Below are 17,470 nucleotides of genomic sequence, written 5' to 3'. Positions count from 1 at the left end.
GGCCAATGTCAGGCCCTGGGCTCCACCACGTTCGTCGGCCTGCTGGCGACGAACGCCTCGATGTTGTCGATCAACTGATCTGCGAGTGCCTGGATGGCCTCGGCGCTGGCCCAGGCCACGTGGGGCGTCAGGATGAAGTTGGGGCGGTCCAGCAGTGCCATGAACGGGTGGTCGGCCGGCGGAGGCTCCACGCTGGTCACGTCGAACGCTGCGCCGGAGATCTGCCCGGCATCCAGCGCGGGGCCCACGGCCGATTCGTCCACCAGCCCGCCGCGCGCCGTGTTGACCAGCAGGGGGCTGCGCTCCATCTGCGCGAACTCGGGCGCCGCGATCATGTTGCGCGTGCGATCGTTCAGCGGGCAGTGCAGCGTGAGGACGTCGGCCTGCCGCAGCGTCTCCTCGAACGGGGTGTAGAGCCGGCCCTGGCCGGTGCGGCCCTTGTGGCCCGAGATCAGCACGCGCATGCCCAGCGCCCGGCCCATGGCGGCCACCGATTGGCCCAGCGCGCCATCGCCGACAACGCCCAGCGTGGAGCCCGCCAGGTCGCGGATCGGGTGGTCGAAGAAGCAGAACTGATCCGCCTGCTGCCAGCGGCCCGCGCGCACGGCGTCGCGGTAGGCGCAGATGCTGCGCCGCAGCGCGAAGATCAGCGCGAACGTGTGCTCCGGCACCGTGTGCGTGGCGTAGCCGCGGATGTTGCTGACCACGATGCCCCGGGCCTGGCAGGCGGCCAGGTCGATGTTGTCGGTGCCCGTCGCGGCCACGGCGATCAGGCGCAGGCGCGGTGCCTGGGCGAGCACGTCCGCCGTCAGCCTGACCTTGTTGACGATGGCTACGTCGGCGTCGCGCAGGCGCTCGGCCGCCTCGGCGGGGCCGGTGCGGGGGTATTCCACCCACTCGTGGTCGAACGCGGGTCGGCGCACGTGGGTCCGGGGGGAAATGGTTTCGCGGTCGAGGAAGACGATCTTCATGGCGGGGCCTTCTTTCAAGCGGCCAGCAGGCGGCGCGCCTCGCGGGCGACGGCTTCGGGCGTGATGTCGAAAAGCTTGTATAGCGCATCCGCCGGGCCCGAGGCGCCGAAGCCCGTCATGCCCACGAACCCGCCCCTGTCTCCCAGGTAGGCGTCCCAGCCGAGGCGGCAGGCCGCCTCGACGCCGACGCGCACGCCGCTGCCCAGTACCTCGCGGCGGTAGGCGGCGTCCTGCTGGTCGAACAGTTCCCAGCAGGGCAGGGAGACGACGGCCGTGGCGATGCCGGCCTGCTCCAGCGCCTCGCGCGCGGCCAGCGCCAGGGTCACTTCGGAGCCCGTGGCCAGCAGCGTGACCTGCCGCGCGCCGCACGCCGCCTCGCGCAGCACGTAGCCGCCGCGCGCGCTGAGGTTTTCGGGCGCATGGGCCGTGCGCACCAGGGGCAGGTTCTGCCGCGCGAAGACCAGGCTCACGGGGCCGGTGGCGTGGGCCATGGCGGCTTCCCAGCACTCGGCTGCCTCGACCGCATCGGCGGGGCGCATCACCAGCATGTTGGGCATGGCGCGCAGCGAGGCCAGGATCTCCACGGGCTGGTGCGTGGGGCCGTTCTTGCCGATGCCGATGGAGTCGTGGCTGAACACGAACTTGACTGGCAGCCCCATGAGCGCGGCCATGCGCATGGCGGGGCGCTCGTAGTCCGAGAACGCGAGGTAGGTCACGGTCAGCGGCACGATGCCGCCGTGCGCGGCCATGCCGTTGGCCATGGCGCCCATGACATGCTCGCGCACGCCGCAGTGCACGTAGGCGCCCGAGCGGTCCGTGGCGGTGAACGCGGCCAGGCTGCGCTTGTGGCTCGTCGGCGCCTCCAGGTCGGCGCAGCCGACCATGCGCTCGGGGATCACGGGCGCGAGCAGTTCGTTGATCTCGGCCGAGATGAGGATGCCGCCGGTCTCCTGGGGCGCTGCCACGGCGCGCTGCTTGTAGTCCCGCAGCACCTGCTGCCAGCCCGCGGGCAGTTCGCCGTTCATGACGCGGCAGAACTCCCGGCGCTCGGCATCGGGCAGGGCATCCAGGCGCTGCCGCCATGCGACACGCGCCCCGGCGCCGCGCCGTCCGGCCGCGCGCCAGGCGTCGAGCACGGGGGCGGGTACCTCGAACGGGCCGTGGGGCCAGCCGAGCAGCGCGCGGGCCTCCTGGGCGTCCTGCTCGTAGAGGCGGGCGCTGTGCCCGCCGCGCTGGCCTTCCAGGCGCGGAATGCCCTTGGCGATGGTGGTGCGGCAGGCGATGAAGGAGGGGCGTTCGTCCTTGCGCGCCAACGCCAGCGCCGCGGACACCGCGTCGATGTCGTGGCCGTCCACCTCGGCGACATGCCAGCCGGCGACCCGGAACCGGGCGGCCACGTCCTCGCTGATGGACAGCTGCGTGCTGCCGTCATCGGTGATGCGGTTGTCGTCCCACAGCAGGACGAGCTTGCCCAGGCGCAGGTGGCCGGCCAGGGAGATCATCTCCTGGCCCACGCCTTCCTGCAGGCAGCCGTCGCCGACGAAGGCGTAGGTGAAGTGGTCCACCAGGCCGCTGCCGAAGCGGGCGCTCAGGTAGGCCTCGGCCACCGCCATGCCGAAGGCGTTGGCGATGCCCTGGCCCAGCGGCCCCGTGGTCACCTCGATGCCGTGGGCCGGATTGCGCTCGGGGTGGCCCTCGCAGCGCGAGCCCAGCTCGCGAAAGCGCTGTATCTGGTCGAGCCCGATCTGCTCGTAGCCGGTCAGGTGGAGCAGGGCGTACAGCAGCATCGAGCCGTGGCCGTTGGAGAGCACCACGCGGTCGCGGTCCCACCACGCCGGGTCGGCAGGGTCGAACTTCAGGTGCCCGGTGTAGAGGGCGGTCGCGATCTCGGCCATGCCCAGCGGCACGCCCTGGTGCCCCTCGGCGGCGCGCACGATGGCGTCGATGGAAAGAAAGCGGATGGCATGCGCCAAGGGCTGCAGCGGATGTGCGCTCATGGTGGCGGCGCGCCGCCCGTGGCGGGCGGGCGCCTGTCTCCTGTGGGTTGAAAGAACAGGCGCGATTCTTTGGTGCCCACAGGTTGAATACAAGCGATGAATATTCAGCGGTGGATGAACGCCATTCATCCACACCGACCCCTTCCGCAGTGTCAACAGGCCCTGGCTTCCTCGCGGATCCAGTCGAGGAACATCCTCACCTCCGGCCGCGCGGCATGGCGCGCCGGGTACACGAGGAAATGGGCCTGCACCTCCAGGCTCATCTCGTCGCCGAACACGGGCTGCAGCCGGCCGCTGGCGATGTGTGCCTGTCCCAGGCAGGCGCTCTCCAGCGCTACGCCCAGCGACTGGACGGCCGCGTCCAGGCTCATCATGGCCCGGTCGAACTTCAGGGCGATGCGCTCCGGCCGGTGCGCGGGCTCGAAGCGGGCGAACCATTCCGGCCATTGCGCGACGTTGATCATGGACTGGATCAGCGGCACCTGCAGCAGGTCCTGCGGCGTGTGCAGGGCGTGGCGGCGGATGAACTCGGGGCTCGCGAGCGGCAGCACCTTCTCGGAGAAGATGGGCTCGACCTCCAGGTGCGGCCAGGTGGGCAGCCCGTAGCGGATGTCCAGGTCCACGAGGCCGAGCTGGAAGTCCGAATGCACGTGCGAGGCCGACAGCACCAGCGAGATCCCCGGGTTGCGCTGAGCGAAGCGCGCGATGCGCGGCATGAGCCACAGGCTCGCGAAACTCGGGCTGCAGTGCAGGTACAGCGAGTCCTGCACGCCGTGCCGCAGAGCGTCGGTCGCCGTGCTGATGGCCCCCAGCGCATTGCCCACGCGCTGCAGGTAGCTGTGGCCCGCGGGCGTCAGGTCCACGCCCCGCGACGAGCGCTCGAACAGCCGCACGCCGAGCAGGTTTTCCAGCTTGGCCAGCTGGTGGCTGATGGCCGAGGGGGTCAGGTGCAGTTCGGTGGCCGCCAGGGAAAAGCTGCGGCGGCGGGCGACGGCCTCGAAGGCCTGGAGGGCGCTGAGCGGTGGGATCACGATGGATGAGGCACGTTCATTTATTGCGCTGCAACATGAACGAAATTGAATCGACCATGAGTTTATATCGTTTGTGCTCAAGGGAGGCCCCACCCAGAATCCGCCCACTCGCAACGCAGTTCACGCACAAGGAGACACGCATGCTGCTCAAGGACAAAGTGGCCGTCATTACCGGCGGCGCAGGGATCAATGGACTGGGCTTCGCCACCGCCCGCATGATGGGGGAGCAGGGCGCCAGGGTGGCCATCCTCGACCTGGCCGCGGCCGACCCGCAGGCCGCCGCCGCGCGCCTGGGCGAAGGCCACATGGGCGTGGTGGCCAACGTGACCGACAAGGCCTCGTGCGAGGCCGCCGCGGCCGCCGTCCAGGCCCGCTATGGCCGCATCGACATCCTGGTGAACAACGCGGGCGTGACCCAGCCGGCCAAATTCCTCGACATCACGGGCGCTGACTACGACCGCATCCTGGACGTGAGCCTGCGCGGCACGCTGTATGCGTCGCAGGCCGTGCTGCCCGCCATGCTGGCACAGCAGAGCGGCGCCATCGTCTGCATCTCGTCCGTCTCGGCCCAGCGTGGCGGCGGCATCCTGGGCGGGCCGCACTACTCGGCGGCCAAGGCCGGCGTGCTCGGCCTGGCGCGCGCCATGGCGCGCGAATACGGGGGCAGCAACATCCGCGTCAACTGCGTGACGCCGGGCCTCATCGCCACGGACATCAACAAGGGAAAGATCCCCGACGACAAGCGCCAGGGCATCCTGGACGGCATACCGCTGGCGCGCATCGGCGAGCCCGCCGATGTGGCCGGCTGCGTCGTGTTTCTGGCGAGCGATCTGGCCAAGTACTGCACGGGCGTCACGCTGGACGTGAACGGCGGCATGCTGATCCATTGAACGAATCCATACATAGCAACGACAAGGAGACAAACCATGCAACGCACCCCCCTTCTTCGCCGCACCCTGCTGGCCGCCATTCTCGCGGCCGGCGCGCCGCTGGCCTCGGCCCAGGCCGTCAAGCTCACGCTGGCGCACGGCAACCCGCCGGACAACCCGCGCCACGTGGCGGCCGTGAAGTTCGCCGAGGCGGTGAAGGCCAAGACCCAGGGCCGCATCGAGATCCAGGTGGCCCACTCCGCGCAGCTCGGCGACGATGCGGCTATGGTGACGGCATTGCGCTCGGGCACGCTGGACTTCTCGGCCAACAGCCAGGGAGCCGTGGCCGCCGTGGTGCCCGAGTACGCCGCGCTGGGCATGCCCTTCCTCTTCGCCGACGTGCAGAAGGCCTGGAGCGTGATGGACGGCCCCATCGGCAAGGAGCTGGCGGACAAGTCGGCCGCCAAGGGCATGGTGCTGCTGGGCCTGTGGGACAACGGCGTGCGCCAGATGTCCAACAGCAAGCGGCCGATCAAGGCGCCCGCCGACATGAAGGGCCTGAAGATGCGCACGCCGCCCGATGCTGTGACCGTGGACATCATGCATGCCATGGGGGCCGATGCGCAGCAGATCAAATTCTCCGAACTGTACGTGGCGCTGCAGCAAGGCGTGGTCGACGGGCAGGAGAACCCGCTGACCAACATCGTTTCGGCCAAGCTCTACGAAGTGCAGAAATACATCTCGCTCACGGGGCACAAGTACGAGAGCACGCCCTTCCTGATGAGCAAGCGCACCTGGGACCGCATGGCGCCGGCCGACAGGCAGGCCGTCACGGAGGCCGCCGCCGAGGCGACGCAGTTGCAGCGCCAGCTCAACAAGGAGATCGACGACAAGCTGGTCGCCGAGCTCAAGGCCAAGGGCGTGCAGGTCGATGCGGTGGACCGCGCGGCCTTCGTGGAGGCCACCAAGCCGGTCTACACGAAGTGGCTGGCAAGCCCCATCGGCGCCTTTGTGGGCCGTGTGCAGCAGGCCAGCCGCTGATCCCCCTCGTAGCGTGCCGGGCGCGCCAGCCGGCGCTCCCGCAAGGAGACCCTTATGAACTCTCTTCTGAGAGCGGTGGACGCCGTCATCGCCTGGTGGTGCCACGCCGTGCTGTACGTGACCATGTCGGTGGTGTTCGTGATCCTGAGCGTCAACGTCGTGCTGCGCTACGTGGCCGGCACCAGCCTGGCCTGGGCTTCGGAGCTGCCGGAGCTGATGTTCCCCTGGATGATCATGGCCGGCGTGGTGCTGGCGGCGCAGCACGGCTCGCACATCGCCGTCGTGCTGCTCACGCAGAGGCTGGGCGCTGCGCGCCGCTGGGTGCTCACGGCCGGTGCCCTGGTGGTGGTGGCGCTGTACCTGGGCCTGTCCTGGGCGGCGTGGCCGGTGTTCGAGATCGCGGCCGACGAGCTCACCCCCATCATGCAGGTGCCGGGCTCCGTCAGCGTGGGCTGCCTGCTGCTGGGCTTCGTGATGCTGACCATCGTGACGCTGTGCCGGCTGCCCCAGATCTGGAGCGGCCAGGCGCATGACGAGATAGGAGCCGACGCATGACCATCCTCATCATCGGTCTGTTCGTCGTGGCCGCGCTGGCCTCGATACCCATCGCGCATGCGCTCGTTCTGGCCTCGGTCGGCGGCCTGCTCATCATCGACCGCGTGCCCGTGCACCTGGCGGTGGAGCAGATGATCACGCAGACGCAGAGCTTCCCGCTGATCGCGATCCCGTTCTTCATGATGACGGGTGCGCTGATGGTCAGCGGCCGCCTGGGCCAGAGCCTGGTCAACCTGCTCTCCATGATGATCGGCCGCGTGCACGGCGGCCCGGCCCAGGTGGGCGTGCTGTCGTCCACCATCTTTGGCGGCGTGTCCGGCTCGGCCGTGGCCGATGCCTCGGCCATCGGCTCCATGCTGATCCCGTGGCTCAAGAGGCTGGGCTACCCCGCGCCGTTCGCGGCGGGCACGCTGGCGGCGGCGGCCACCATCGACATCCTGATCCCGCCGTCGATCCCGATGATCGTCTACGCGCTGGTGTCGGGCGCGTCGATCGGCGCGCTGTTCGTCGCGGGCATCCTGCCGGGCCTGCTGATGTGCGGCGGCTTCATGGCCGTGTGCTACGTGCAGGGGCGCCGCCGCGGCTTCCCGCGCGACACCACGCCGTTCGTATGGCCCGCCTTCCGGCAGCAACTGCTGCATGCGGGCCCGGCCCTGGCGATGCCGGTGCTGATCGTCATCTTCCTGCGCTTCGGCATCGCCACGCCGACCGAGGTGAGCGTGATGTCCACGCTGTATGCGCTGGTGGTGTCGGGTCTCGTCTACCGCGACCTGACGGTGGCCAAGCTCAAGGCCGCGGCCGTGGAGGCCGGCATCTCCACCGGCGTGGTGCTGCTCATCATCATGGCCTCCAGCGTCGTGGGCTGGATCGTGACCTACGAGCAGCTGCCCGCCGCCTTCACGCAGTACGCCAAGGAGACGCTGCAGTCGCCCTGGCTGATCATCCTGGCAATGAACCTGATCATGCTCGCCACGGGCATGTTCATCGACCTGCCCGCGGCCGTGCTGCTGCTCACACCCATGTTCGTGCCGCTGGCCTCGGCCGTGGGCATGGACACCGTGCAGCTCGGGATCATGATGATCGTGAACCTGTCCATCGGGCTGTACCACCCGCCCATAGGCACCACCTTGTTCATCACGAGCTCGATCGCCAAGGTGCGCATCGGCGACGTGGTCAAGGAGCTGATTCCCTTCTACGTGGTCGCGCTGGCGCTGCTGCTGGGCTTTGCCTACCTGCCGTGGCTGACCCTGCATTGACCCCTCCAACCGGAGACATTCCATGAGCAACCTCCAACACATTGCCCAGGCCGCGTGGCGGATCCGCCGCCATGCCGTCCGCATGGGCGAAGTCCAGGGGCAGGGCTACGTCGGCCAGGCCCTGGGCTATGCCGACGTGCTGGCCACGGCCTATGCGCACGCCCTCGACTTCCGGCCCGACGACCCCGAGTGGGACGGGCGCGACCGCTTCCTGCTCTCGCACGGCCACTACGCCATCGCCCATTACGCCGCGCTGATCGAGGCCGGGATCATTGCCGAGTCCGAGCTGGAGACCTACGGCAGCGACGACAGCCGCCTGCCCATGTCGGGCATGGCCAGCTACACGCCGGGCATGGAGATGTCGGGCGGCTCGCTGGGCCAGGGGCTGCCGATCGCCGTGGGCATGGCGCTGGGGCTGCGCCACCGGGGCAACCCGGCGTTCGTCTACAACTCCATGTCCGACGGCGAGCTGGACGAGGGCTCGACCTGGGAGGCCGCCCTGTCCGCCGCCCACCATGGGCTGGGCAACCTGGTCTGCATCGTGGACATCAACAACCAGCAGGCCGACGGCCCTTCCTCCAGGGTGATGGGCTTCGAGCCGCTGGCGGACAAGTGGGCGGCCTTCGGCTGGCACGTGCAGCGCGTGGACGGCAACCACCTGCCCGCCGTGGTGCGCGCCTTCGACACCGCGCGCAACCTGGCCGAATCCAGGCCGCGCGTCATCCTCTGCGACACGCTGATGGGCAAGGGCGTGCCCTTCCTGGAGGCGCGCGACAAGAACCACTTCATCCGCGTGGAACCCTCCGAATGGCAGCAGGCGCTCGACGCGCTGGACGCTAACCGCCCCTGAGACCGGGAGAGAGCATGAACACCGCAACGCAAAAGAAGCCGCGCCTGACCACCTCGGCCATGATCGCCTCCATCGCCGACGAGGGCCAGCGCGTCAAGGCCGCGCCCTTCGGCAAGGCGCTGGTGGAATACGCGGCCACGCGGCCCGAGGTCGTCGGCATGACCGCCGATCTGGCCAAGTACACCGACCTGCACCTGTTCGCCCAGGCCTACCCCGAGCGCTTCTTCCAGATGGGCATGGCCGAGCAGCTCCTGATGGGGGCGGCCGGCGGCATGGCCAAGACGGGCCTGGTGCCGTTCGCCACCACCTATGCCGTGTTCGGCACGCGGCGCGCCTACGACTTCATCCACCAGGTGATCGCCGAGGAGAACCTCAACGTCAAGATCTGCTGCGCGCTGCCCGGCCTCACCACGGGCTACGGCCCGAGCCACCAGGCCACCGAGGACCTGGCCATGATGCGCGCCATTCCCGGCCTGACCGTGGTCGATCCCTGCGACGCGCTGGACATCGAGCAGGCCGTGCCCCAGATCGCAGAGCATGCCGGCCCCGTCTACATGCGCCTGCTGCGCGGCAACGTGCCCCTGGTGCTGGACGAGTACGACTACCGCTTCGAGCTCGGCAAGGCCAAGCTGCTGCGCGACGGCGCGGACGTGCTCGTGATCTCCAGCGGCCTGCTGACCATGCGCGCGCTGGAGGCGGCCCGGCAGCTTGCCGGCGACAAGGTCGGCGTGGCGGTGCTGCACTGCCCCACGATCAAGCCGCTGGATGCCGCGACCATCCTGGCCGAGGCGCGGCGCCCGGGGCGCCTCGTGGTGGTGGCGGAGAACCACTCCGCCGTGGGCGGCCTGGGCGAGGCCGTGGCCAGCCTGCTCCTGCAGGAAGGCGTGACGCCCGCGCGCTTTCGCATGCTGGCGCTGCCGGACACCTTCCTCGATGCGGGCGCTCTGCCCACGCTGCACGACCGTTACGGCATCTCCACCGCGAAGGTGGCGGAATCGCTCAAGGCCTGGCTGGCCTGAACTGATGCATCAGGGAACCGCCCGCTGCGCCGCCACGGCCCGCCCCAGCTCGATTACCGCCATGGCGTAGTAGCTCGACCAGTTGTAGCGCGTGACGGCGTAGAAGTTCTCGGTGCCGGCCACGTAGCTGGGTGCGTCGGCGCCGTTCTGCAGCTCCACCAGGGCCAGGGGGCCGGCGTGGTGCGCGCCTTCGCCCTGCACCTGAGCGCCCTTGGCCGCCATGCCGGCGGCGCTGAAGGTGGGCAGGATGTCGGGGGCGAGCAGTTCGTCCAGCTGCAGGCCGGCGGTGTCGAACCGCACGGCGTAGTGCGTGGGCATGCCGGCCGTCCAGCCATGGCCCACGAAGTAGTTGGCCACCGAGCCTATGGCGTCCTGCGCGCTGCGCCACAGGTCGATGCGGCCGTCGCCGTCGAAGTCCACGGCCCAGCGCGTCCAGCTCGACGGCATGAACTGGCCCATGCCCATGGCGCCGGCGTAGCTGCCGCGCGGGTCGTGCGGGTCGATGCCGGTGCGGTCCATGAGGGTCAGGAACTGCTCCAGCTCGCGCTGGAAGAAGGCGCGCCGCTCGGCCGCGCGCGGGTGGGCGTCGGGGAAGTCGAAGCTCAGCGTGGCCAGCGCGTCGATCACGCGGTAGCCGCCCATGTGCTGGCCGTAGAGGGTCTCCACGCCGATGATGCCGACGATGATCTCGGCCGGCACACCATATTCGCGCTCGGCCCGCGCCAAGGCCTCGGCGTTGTCCTGCCAGAAGCGCAGGCCGGCGCGTATGCGCACAGGCTCGACGAAGCGCGCGCGGTAGGCGGCCCAGTTCTTCGGCACGCCCCTGGGCGGCGGCAGCACCAGGCGCGGCACCTCGCGCAGCAGCCGGGCCTGGCCTATGGCCTGGCGCACCCATTCGCGGTCCAGGCCGCGGCGCTCGGCCAGGTCGTCGGCGAACCGCATGGCCTCCGCGCGCTGGGCATAGTGCTGGGCGGGCGCCGCCTTGGCGACGTGTTTCTTGTGGTCGTTTTTGGCTGTAGCGCTCACTGATAAAGCGCTTGTAGCTATCAAAAAAATAGTTTTTACGATCAGGGATGTCATGGCGTGTCTGTGCCGCGCGATTGTGCCGCGGGCCAGCGCAGGCGGGCGAGTTCGCGCCGCAGCCGGGGCAGGGCGGCGGCGGGGCGCGGGGCGTAGCGGGCCTGCTCCAGGCGCAGCAGCCACTGCGCGGCGTCCTCGGCGCTCGGACCCAGCCGGGCGCGCGCCTGCGCGGCCATGCTGCGCGGCGGCAGGTGGGGCGGTAGAGGCAGGCCGGCGCGCGCAAGGCGTTGGCGCGCCTGCTGCAGCAGGCGCTGCCAGGGGTCCTGGCGGCGGCGTTCCCACAGCGCCCAGCCCAGGCCGATGACGGCGGCCGCGCAGACCAGCAGGCCCATCAGGCGCACCAGGTCCTGCCAGCCGGGCGACTGCAGGCCCAGCGACCTGAGCAGGTCGAGCTGGCGCCCCTGGGTGTAGTTGAGCACCCATTGGTTCCAGCCATTGTTCACCGCCTCCCAGACGGCGCGCAGGTCCTGCAGCAGCATGGGGCTGACGACCGCGCCCACGGCCGTGCCGAACACGCCGCGCCGTGCCTGCAGGCGCTGCAGCTGGCCGATGCGGCCCGGGGAGACGGCGCCCGTGGGGTCCACGCGCACCCAGCCGCGGCCTTCCATCCAGACTTCGGTCCAGGCGTGGGCGTCGCTCTGGCGCACCGTCCAGTAGCCGTCGATGGCGTTGAGCTCGCCCCCCTGGTAGCCGGTGACGATGCGCGCAGGCACGTCCATGGCGCGCATCAGCACCACGAAGGCCGAGGCGATGTGCTCGCAGAAGCCCTCCTTGCGGTCGAACCAGAACTCGTCGGCCGTGTGCTCGTCCCCGTACACGCCGGGATCCAGCGTGTAGTGGTAGCCGCCGCTGCGCAGCCGCTGCAGGGCGGCGTCCACGAGGGCCTGGGTGCCGCCGCCGGCCAGCTGCCGGTCGGCCTGCATCTGCCGCGCCAGGGCCAGGGTGCGCGGGTTCAGGCCTGCTGGCAGCTGCACGTAGGCGCGCATCTCGGGCGTGCGCCGCAGCGGGCCGTGGGTGAAGCGCAGGTGGCTCTCGGCGCGGTAGCGCAGCACGCCGGTGACGGGGCGGCTGGCGTTCCACTGCAGCTCGGGCGACATCTGGGCCCACTGGCCCGGCGGCAGCGCGGGCGCGGCCTTGGCCGCGTCCAGCGTGAGCAGCCAGGGGCGCTGGTGCGGCTCCAGCGTGAGTTCGTAGCGCAGCGGCGGGCCCTGCACGCGCAGCTGGGCCGGGCTGGGCCGGGCCCAGGTGATGGCCTGCGCCTCGGGCTGGGAGAGGGCGAACCAGTCGCGCCCGTCGAAGGCCGTGAGCACCGGGCCGCGGAAGTACAGCTGGCCCGGCGGCGGGGGCTCGCCCCCGGGCGTGTCGAAGCGCACGCGCAGGGCCACGGAATCGTCCAGCACCAGCGATGCCATGCTGCCGATGCGCATCTGCCCCGACAGGCCGCTGCGCGCGCCGGGCTTGTCCGCGGGCATGCCCCACAGCGGCGCCATGCGCGGGAACAGCACGAACAGCAGCACCATGATGGGCGCGCCCAGCAGCGCCATACGCCCGGCCGTGCGCATGGCGAGGGCGAGCGGCGGCCGGCCCACGGGCATGTGGGCGTTGACCAGGGCGGTGAGCAGCCCCAGCAGCGCCACCAGCATGGCGGCGGCCGTGGGCAGGGACTGCGAGAAGAAGAAGTTGGCCAGTAGCGTGAAGAAGCCCAGGAAGAACACCACCATGGCGTCGCGCCGCGCACGCAGCTCCAGCGTCTTGAGCGCCAGCAGCATGACGATGAGCGTCACGCCCGCGTCGCGCCCCACGATGGTCCGGTGCGACACCAGCGTGAGCAGCACTGCCAGCACCAGCAGCACGGCCATGATCCAGCGTGCGGGCAGGGGCCGCCCGCTGCCGGCCAGCCAGCCGCGCCAGGCCAGCAGCGTGGCCGCCATGGCGCTGGCCCAGGGCGGTATGTGGGCGGCCAGCGGCGCGATGCAGCAGGCTACGACGGCCAGCAGGAACAGCGTGTCGCGCGCCTCGCGCGGCAGGCGGGCGAGGCGGCCTGCCAGGTTCATGGCTGGCCCCCGCTATTCGATATGTAGCTGCTGGCGCTTGCTGGCATTGGGCTTGAGGCCTATTTGGTTGAAAAACGGGTCAGCACAGCGCCAGTGCTTCCAGGCAGCGGCGCCGGTGCGCGGCCCCGCTGTCCGGTGCGATCTGCCGGCCGGGCAGGCGCAGGCCGTAGGCCACGCCCAGGCGGTCGGCCTGCAGCACCCAGGCGGTCAGGCGCGACAGGCGCGTCTCGGGCGCGGCGAGCCCGGTGGCGCTCCAGTCCAGCCACAGCGCGGGCGCCGCGCCTCCTGGGTGTCGCGGCTGACCAGGCCGTGCGTGCCCGTGGCCATCGACCGGGCGGCTTTCTTCCAGAGCACGAGCCTGAGCGGGTCGCCGCGCCGGTAGGCGCGCGCGCCGTCGTATTCGCCCATGCCATGCGCCGGGGCCTGGCCCGCGCCCGCGAGCGGCTCGCCGGGCGGCAGCGGCGGCGCGGGGGTCTCGGGCCGGGGGTAGACCAGCACCTGGGCCGCGGGCCGCCACAGCGCCCAGACGCGGAAGGTGCCCAGCGGGTAGCGCGTTTCCAGCATCAGCGTGGGCACGCCATGCAGGCCGCGCCGCTCGGGCCGGAAGGCCACCTGCACCGTGGCGCTGCCCTGGGCCGGCACGTCGGTCCAGGCCCATTCCCGGGCGCCCGCGCGCACGGCCACGCCTATGCCGTAGCGCGTCGTGCGCGCGCCGCTGTTCAGCTGCACCTGCAGCGGCGCCGCCGCGCCGAGGAACTGCGGCTCGGGGGCGAGCAGGCGCAGCGTCAGGCCGCGCAGCGTGGCGTGGCACAGGTGCACGCCGACCACGGCGCTGCCGGCCAGCAGGAAGGTCAGCAGGTAGCCCAGGTTGAGCTGGAAGTTGATGGAGGCCACCAGCAGCACGAACAGCGTGAGCGCCAGCATCCAGCCCGCGGCCGTGGGCAGGATGTAGATGTTGCGCTGGGTCAGCGCGAGCGTGTCGGTGCGCGGCAGGCGCGCGCTCCACCAGCGCCGCCAGCGCTCCTTCGCCCCCGCCCAGGGCGCTGGCTGCCGCGCGTGGGCCGCAGGGGATGCGGCCTGGTCGAATGTGGAACGCATCAGGGCAGGGGGATGGACTCGACCATGGCTCGCACCTGCTCCACGCTGCCGCGCCCGGCCTCGCCCACGGGTTGCAGGCGGTGGGCGATGGTCTGCGGCAGGACGGCCTGCACATCGTCGGGCGCCACGTAGTCGCGCCCCTCGATGAGCGCCTGGGCCTTGGCCGCGCGCACCAGGGCGATGCCCGCGCGCGGCGACAGGCCCTGCGCGAACCAGCGGCCCGAGCGCGTGGCGGCCACCAGGTCCTGCACGTAGTCCAGCAGCGGCCCGGCCGTGTGCACGGCCAGCACCTGCTGCTGCAGCGCGGCCAGCTCGTCCGCCGACAGCAGCGGCGGCAGGGCCGCCAGCATGTCGCGGCGGTCGCCGCCGGCCAGCAGCAGGCGCTCGGAGGCGCGGTCGGGGTAGCCCAGCGAGATGCGCATCAGGAAGCGGTCGAGCTGGCTCTCGGGCAGCAGGAAGGTGCCCAACTGGTCGTACGGGTTCTGCGTGGCGATGACGAAGAAGGGCTGGGGCAGGGGGCGCGTGGCGCCCTCCACCGAGACCTGCTTTTCCTCCATGGCCTCGAGCAGCGCGCTCTGCGTCTTGGGGCTGGCGCGGTTGATCTCGTCGGCCAGCAGCACCTGGGTGAACACGGGGCCGGGGTGGAAGCGGAAGTCCTCCGTGCCGCGCTCGTACACCGACACGCCCGTGAGGTCGCTGGGCATCAGGTCGGACGTGAACTGCACGCGCGTGAACGACAGCCCGAAGGTGCGCGCCAGCGCATGGGCCAGAGTGGTCTTGCCCACGCCGGGAACGTCCTCGATGAGCAGGTGGCCACCCGCGAGCAGGCAGGTCACGCAGTCCTGGATTTGTAAGCTTTTCCCGGTGATCACCGTGTTAAGCTGGTCTAAGAGCGACCGGATCTTGTGCTGTGCGTGCATGGCCTGACGTTATCCGAAAACAAACGAGACACAGGGGAATGACTGTGAGCAAGACGGGCTATTACACCCATCGCGATTGCCGCAAGCACGAAATGGGGCCGGGGCACCCCGAGTGCCCGGCGCGGCTGGACGCCATCGAGGACCGTCTGCTGGTGAGCGGCGTTGCCGACGCGCTCGAACACCGCGAAGCCCCGCTGGCCTCGCTGGCCGACATAGAGTTGGCCCACGACCGCATGCACATAGCCGCGCTGCGCGGCCTGTCCGACATGCTCATCGAGGAGGAGGACGCCGGCGGCTCCCCCCTCACGCAGCTCGATACCGACACCGCCATGAACCGCTACACCTGGACGGCGGCCCTGCGCGCCGCCGGCGCGGCCCTGGAGGCCACCGACGCGGTGCTGGCCGGCGAGCTGGAGAACGCCTTCTGCTGCGTGCGCCCGCCGGGCCACCACGCCACGCGCTCCAAGGCCATGGGCTTCTGCTTCTTCAACAACGTGGCCATCGCCGCCAAGTACGCGCTGCAGCGCCACAACCTCAAGCGCGTGGCCGTGGTGGACTTCGACGTGCACCACGGCAACGGCACGGAGGACATCCTGGCGGGCGACCCGCGCGCGCTCATGGTCAGTATCTTCCAGCACCCGTTCTACCCGTACTGCGGCGACCAGGATCCCGCGCCCAACATGCTCAACGTGCCCGTGCCCGCCTACACCAAGGGCATGGACGTGCGCGACATCGTCGAGATGATGTGGATCCCGCGCCTGGAGGAGTTCAAGCCCGAGATGATCTTCATCAGCGCGGGCTTCGACGCGCACCGCGAGGACGACATGGGCCAGCTGGGCCTGACCGAGCAGGACTACGCTTGGATCACCATGCGCATCAAGGACGTGGCGCGGCGCTTTTCCAGCAAGCGCATCGTCTCCTGCCTGGAGGGCGGCTACGTGATGGGGCCGCTGGCGCGCAGCGTGGAGGCGCACGTGCGCGTGCTCGCGGACCTGTGATGGAGGAATCTGCCATGTCGGATCTGTTGCACGTGGCGCGCGACGCGCGCGGCGTGGTCACGCTCACGCTCAATGATCCCGCGCGCTTCAACGCGCTGGGCCACGAAATGCTCGCCGCCCTGCACCAGGCGCTCGACGAGGTGGCGCGGGACGAGCGCGCGCGCGTGGTGGTGCTGGCCGCCGCCGGCAAGGCCTTCTGCGCGGGCCATAACCTCAAGGACATGGCGCAGCACCCCGACCTGGCCTGGTACCAGGACCTGTTCGCTCGCTGCAGCCGCGTGATGCTCGCGATCCACAAGCTGCCCGTGCCGGTCATCGCGCGCGTGCACGGCATGGCCACGGCGGCAGGCTGCCAGCTCGTGGCGCAGTGCGATCTGGCCGTGGCCAGCGAGGCGGCCAGCTTCGCCACCAGCGGCATCCACTACGGCCTGTTCTGCGCCACGCCCAGCGTGCCGCTGGTGCGCAACGTGCCAGCCAAGCGGGCTATGGAGATGCTGCTCACGGGCGACTTCATCGACGCGCGCACCGCCCTCGCCGAGGGGCTGGTCAACCGCGTGGCGCCGCCCGAGGCGCTGGACGCCGAGGTGCAAGCGCTGGTGCGCTCCATCCTGCAGAAGCCCCGCACGGCCGTGGCCATGGGCAAGGCCCTGGTGTACCAGCAGCGCGAGCTGGGCATCGACGCCGCCTACCAGATCGCCGGGCAGGCCATGGCCACCAACATGATGGACGAGGCCGCGCAGGAGGGCGCCCGCGCATTCGCCGAAAAGCGCCAGCCGGCCTGGAAGCAGTCCTGACCAGTGGGCCCGGACCCATGGGCATGCTGGCATAATCGCTAAAAAGCACGATCGTTCGTTTCTGGCTTCCTGCGCCGCGGGCACCGCGAATGCCCGGCATGCTGCGGCGCGCAATAGAATCGGCCGGTTTACGTACACGTCAATCAATCAACCATCAAAGGAGCCGCAGCAATGAAGGTCTTGGTCCCCGTCAAACGCGTGGTGGACTACAACGTGAAAGTCCGGGTGAAATCGGACGGCACGGGCGTAGACATCGCCAACGTGAAGATGAGCATGAACCCGTTCGACGAAATCGCCGTCGAGGAAGCCGTACGCCTGAAGGAAAAAGGCGCGGCCACCGAAGTCATCGCCGTCAGCTGCGGCGTGGCGCAATGCCAGGAAACCCTGCGCACCGCCATGGCCATCGGCGCCGACCGCGCCATCCTCGTGGAAACCGACGCCGAACTGCAGCCGCTGGCCGTGGCCAAGCTCCTGAAGGCCCTGGTGGACAAGGAACAGCCCGGCCTCATCATCCTGGGCAAACAGGCCATCGACGACGACGCCAACCAGACCGGCCAGATGCTCGCCGCCCTGGCCGACCTGCCCCAGGCCACCTTCGCCAGCAAAGTCGAAATCGCCGGCGACAAAGCCAACGTCACGCGCGAAATCGACGGCGGCCTCGAAACCCTGGCGCTCAGCTTGCCCGCCGTGGTGACCACCGACCTGCGCCTCAATGAACCGCGCTACGTCACCCTGCCCAACATCATGAAGGCCAAGAAAAAGCCGCTGGAGAGCGTCAAGCCCGAAGACCTGGGCGTTCAAGTTGCCCCGCGCCTGAAAACCCTCAAAGTGGCCGAACCCCCGAAACGCGGCGCCGGCATCAAAGTCCCCGACGTCGCCACCCTCGTGGCCAAACTCCGGAACGAAGCCAAAGTGATCTGAGGCAAAGGAAACAGAC

At 70.2% G+C, this 17,470-nt stretch carries 14 protein-coding genes and 2 pseudogenes; 9 read left to right on the top strand and 7 right to left on the bottom strand.

The features are described from left to right. Nucleotides 1-8: 8 nt before the first annotated feature. The 3 genes from ALIDE2_RS12810 to ALIDE2_RS12800 all read right to left on the bottom strand — a co-directional run bounded on the left by ALIDE2_RS12810 (nucleotide 9) and on the right by ALIDE2_RS12800 (nucleotide 3,999). Entirely contained in the window at nucleotides 9-971 is a 963-nt protein-coding gene (locus ALIDE2_RS12810; RefSeq protein ID WP_013722225.1) for a D-2-hydroxyacid dehydrogenase, read from the bottom strand. Nucleotides 972-985: 14 nt separating this feature from the next. Then, nucleotides 986-2,968 carry a transketolase gene (tkt, locus tag ALIDE2_RS12805; RefSeq protein ID WP_013722224.1) on the bottom strand — a complete coding sequence of 661 codons (1,983 nt, stop codon included), beginning with the start codon at nucleotides 2,966-2,968 and terminating at the stop codon, nucleotides 986-988. A gap of 152 nt (nucleotides 2,969-3,120) precedes the next feature. Next, nucleotides 3,121-3,999 (bottom strand): LysR substrate-binding domain-containing protein, encoded by an 879-nt coding sequence (locus ALIDE2_RS12800; RefSeq protein WP_013519201.1) that lies wholly within the window; start codon nucleotides 3,997-3,999, stop codon nucleotides 3,121-3,123. 140 nt (nucleotides 4,000-4,139) lie between these two features. Between ALIDE2_RS12800 and ALIDE2_RS12795 the strand changes: the two genes are divergently transcribed. Genes ALIDE2_RS12795 through ALIDE2_RS12770 form a run of 6 tightly spaced genes read left to right on the top strand, consistent with a single transcriptional unit; the run spans nucleotide 4,140 to nucleotide 9,589 of the window. Next, nucleotides 4,140-4,889, top strand: coding sequence for an SDR family NAD(P)-dependent oxidoreductase (locus ALIDE2_RS12795; protein WP_013722223.1), 750 nt, complete (start codon nucleotides 4,140-4,142; stop codon nucleotides 4,887-4,889). A 36-nt stretch (nucleotides 4,890-4,925) separates the two neighbouring features. After that, nucleotides 4,926-5,909 carry a TRAP transporter substrate-binding protein gene (locus ALIDE2_RS12790; protein WP_013722222.1) on the top strand — a complete coding sequence of 328 codons (984 nt, stop codon included), beginning with the start codon at nucleotides 4,926-4,928 and terminating at the stop codon, nucleotides 5,907-5,909. Between the two features lie 54 nt (nucleotides 5,910-5,963). Continuing rightward, nucleotides 5,964-6,464 carry a TRAP transporter small permease gene (locus ALIDE2_RS12785; protein WP_013519198.1) on the top strand — a complete coding sequence of 167 codons (501 nt, stop codon included), beginning with the start codon at nucleotides 5,964-5,966 and terminating at the stop codon, nucleotides 6,462-6,464. Then, nucleotides 6,461-7,720: a TRAP transporter large permease gene (locus ALIDE2_RS12780; RefSeq protein ID WP_013722221.1), complete on the top strand. Its 1,260-nt coding sequence runs from the start codon at nucleotides 6,461-6,463 to the stop codon at nucleotides 7,718-7,720. The genes ALIDE2_RS12785 and ALIDE2_RS12780 overlap by 4 nt, the downstream gene beginning before the upstream one ends. 22 nt (nucleotides 7,721-7,742) lie before the next feature. After that, the gene (locus tag ALIDE2_RS12775; RefSeq protein WP_013519196.1) at nucleotides 7,743-8,570 is read left to right on the top strand and encodes a transketolase; all 828 of its coding nucleotides are present in this window, start codon (nucleotides 7,743-7,745) and stop codon (nucleotides 8,568-8,570) included. Between the two features lie 14 nt (nucleotides 8,571-8,584). After that, nucleotides 8,585-9,589 carry a transketolase family protein gene (locus tag ALIDE2_RS12770; RefSeq protein ID WP_013519195.1) on the top strand — a complete coding sequence of 335 codons (1,005 nt, stop codon included), beginning with the start codon at nucleotides 8,585-8,587 and terminating at the stop codon, nucleotides 9,587-9,589. 9 nt (nucleotides 9,590-9,598) lie between these two features. Here ALIDE2_RS12770 and mltB read toward each other — a convergent pair whose 3' ends face one another. From mltB to ALIDE2_RS12750, 4 genes and pseudogenes are all read right to left on the bottom strand, one after another. Beyond that, entirely contained in the window at nucleotides 9,599-10,669 is a 1,071-nt protein-coding gene (gene mltB / locus ALIDE2_RS12765) for a lytic murein transglycosylase B (RefSeq protein ID WP_013722220.1), read from the bottom strand. Then, nucleotides 10,666-12,770, bottom strand: a pseudogene (locus tag ALIDE2_RS12760) (transglutaminase TgpA family protein). The gene mltB and the pseudogene ALIDE2_RS12760 overlap by 4 nt, the downstream one beginning before the upstream one ends. Before the next feature lie 32 nt (nucleotides 12,771-12,802). Next, nucleotides 12,803-13,821 (bottom strand): annotated as a pseudogene (locus ALIDE2_RS12755) (DUF58 domain-containing protein). Further along, on the bottom strand, nucleotides 13,821-14,741 hold the full coding sequence (locus ALIDE2_RS12750) for an AAA family ATPase (protein ID WP_013519191.1): 921 nt from the start codon (nucleotides 14,739-14,741) through the stop codon (nucleotides 13,821-13,823). The pseudogene ALIDE2_RS12755 and the gene ALIDE2_RS12750 overlap by 1 nt, the downstream one beginning before the upstream one ends. A gap of 38 nt (nucleotides 14,742-14,779) precedes the next feature. On the opposite strand from ALIDE2_RS12750, the gene ALIDE2_RS12745 reads away from it, so the two are divergent. The 3 genes from ALIDE2_RS12745 (at nucleotide 14,780) to ALIDE2_RS12735 (ending at nucleotide 17,454) form a co-directional block, all read left to right on the top strand. After that, nucleotides 14,780-15,739 carry a histone deacetylase family protein gene (locus ALIDE2_RS12745; protein ID WP_013519190.1) on the top strand — a complete coding sequence of 320 codons (960 nt, stop codon included), beginning with the start codon at nucleotides 14,780-14,782 and terminating at the stop codon, nucleotides 15,737-15,739. A 14-nt stretch (nucleotides 15,740-15,753) separates the two neighbouring features. After that, nucleotides 15,754-16,533 (top strand): enoyl-CoA hydratase, encoded by a 780-nt coding sequence (locus ALIDE2_RS12740; protein ID WP_013722219.1) that lies wholly within the window; start codon nucleotides 15,754-15,756, stop codon nucleotides 16,531-16,533. Between the two features lie 171 nt (nucleotides 16,534-16,704). Beyond that, on the top strand, nucleotides 16,705-17,454 hold the full coding sequence (locus ALIDE2_RS12735) for an electron transfer flavoprotein subunit beta/FixA family protein (protein ID WP_013519188.1): 750 nt from the start codon (nucleotides 16,705-16,707) through the stop codon (nucleotides 17,452-17,454). The last annotated feature ends 16 nt before the right edge of the window (nucleotides 17,455-17,470 follow it).

Origin of the sequence: Alicycliphilus denitrificans K601 (assembly GCF_000204645.1) — a bacterium.
GTDB classification, from domain to species: Bacteria; Pseudomonadota; Gammaproteobacteria; order Burkholderiales; family Burkholderiaceae_C; genus Alicycliphilus; species Alicycliphilus denitrificans.
This window is presented reverse-complemented; position numbering and strand designations above follow the sequence as displayed.

What these genes read in the sequence shown, in the direction of transcription:
- ALIDE2_RS12810 (WP_013722225.1), bottom strand. Translation starts at nt 971, where the DNA reads ATGAAGATCGTCTTCCTCGACCGCGAAACCATTTCCCCCCGGACCCAC.
- tkt (WP_013722224.1), bottom strand. Translation starts at nt 2,968, where the DNA reads ATGAGCGCACATCCGCTGCAGCCCTTGGCGCATGCCATCCGCTTTCTT.
- ALIDE2_RS12795 (WP_013722223.1), top strand. Translation starts at nt 4,140, where the DNA reads ATGCTGCTCAAGGACAAAGTGGCCGTCATTACCGGCGGCGCAGGGATC.
- ALIDE2_RS12790 (WP_013722222.1), top strand. Translation starts at nt 4,926, where the DNA reads ATGCAACGCACCCCCCTTCTTCGCCGCACCCTGCTGGCCGCCATTCTC.
- ALIDE2_RS12785 (WP_013519198.1), top strand. Translation starts at nt 5,964, where the DNA reads ATGAACTCTCTTCTGAGAGCGGTGGACGCCGTCATCGCCTGGTGGTGC.
- ALIDE2_RS12780 (WP_013722221.1), top strand. Translation starts at nt 6,461, where the DNA reads ATGACCATCCTCATCATCGGTCTGTTCGTCGTGGCCGCGCTGGCCTCG.
- ALIDE2_RS12775 (WP_013519196.1), top strand. Translation starts at nt 7,743, where the DNA reads ATGAGCAACCTCCAACACATTGCCCAGGCCGCGTGGCGGATCCGCCGC.
- ALIDE2_RS12770 (WP_013519195.1), top strand. Translation starts at nt 8,585, where the DNA reads ATGAACACCGCAACGCAAAAGAAGCCGCGCCTGACCACCTCGGCCATG.
- mltB (WP_013722220.1), bottom strand. Translation starts at nt 10,669, where the DNA reads ATGACATCCCTGATCGTAAAAACTATTTTTTTGATAGCTACAAGCGCT.
- ALIDE2_RS12750 (WP_013519191.1), bottom strand. Translation starts at nt 14,741, where the DNA reads ATGCACGCACAGCACAAGATCCGGTCGCTCTTAGACCAGCTTAACACG.
- ALIDE2_RS12745 (WP_013519190.1), top strand. Translation starts at nt 14,780, where the DNA reads ATGACTGTGAGCAAGACGGGCTATTACACCCATCGCGATTGCCGCAAG.
- ALIDE2_RS12740 (WP_013722219.1), top strand. Translation starts at nt 15,754, where the DNA reads ATGTCGGATCTGTTGCACGTGGCGCGCGACGCGCGCGGCGTGGTCACG.
- ALIDE2_RS12735 (WP_013519188.1), top strand. Translation starts at nt 16,705, where the DNA reads ATGAAGGTCTTGGTCCCCGTCAAACGCGTGGTGGACTACAACGTGAAA.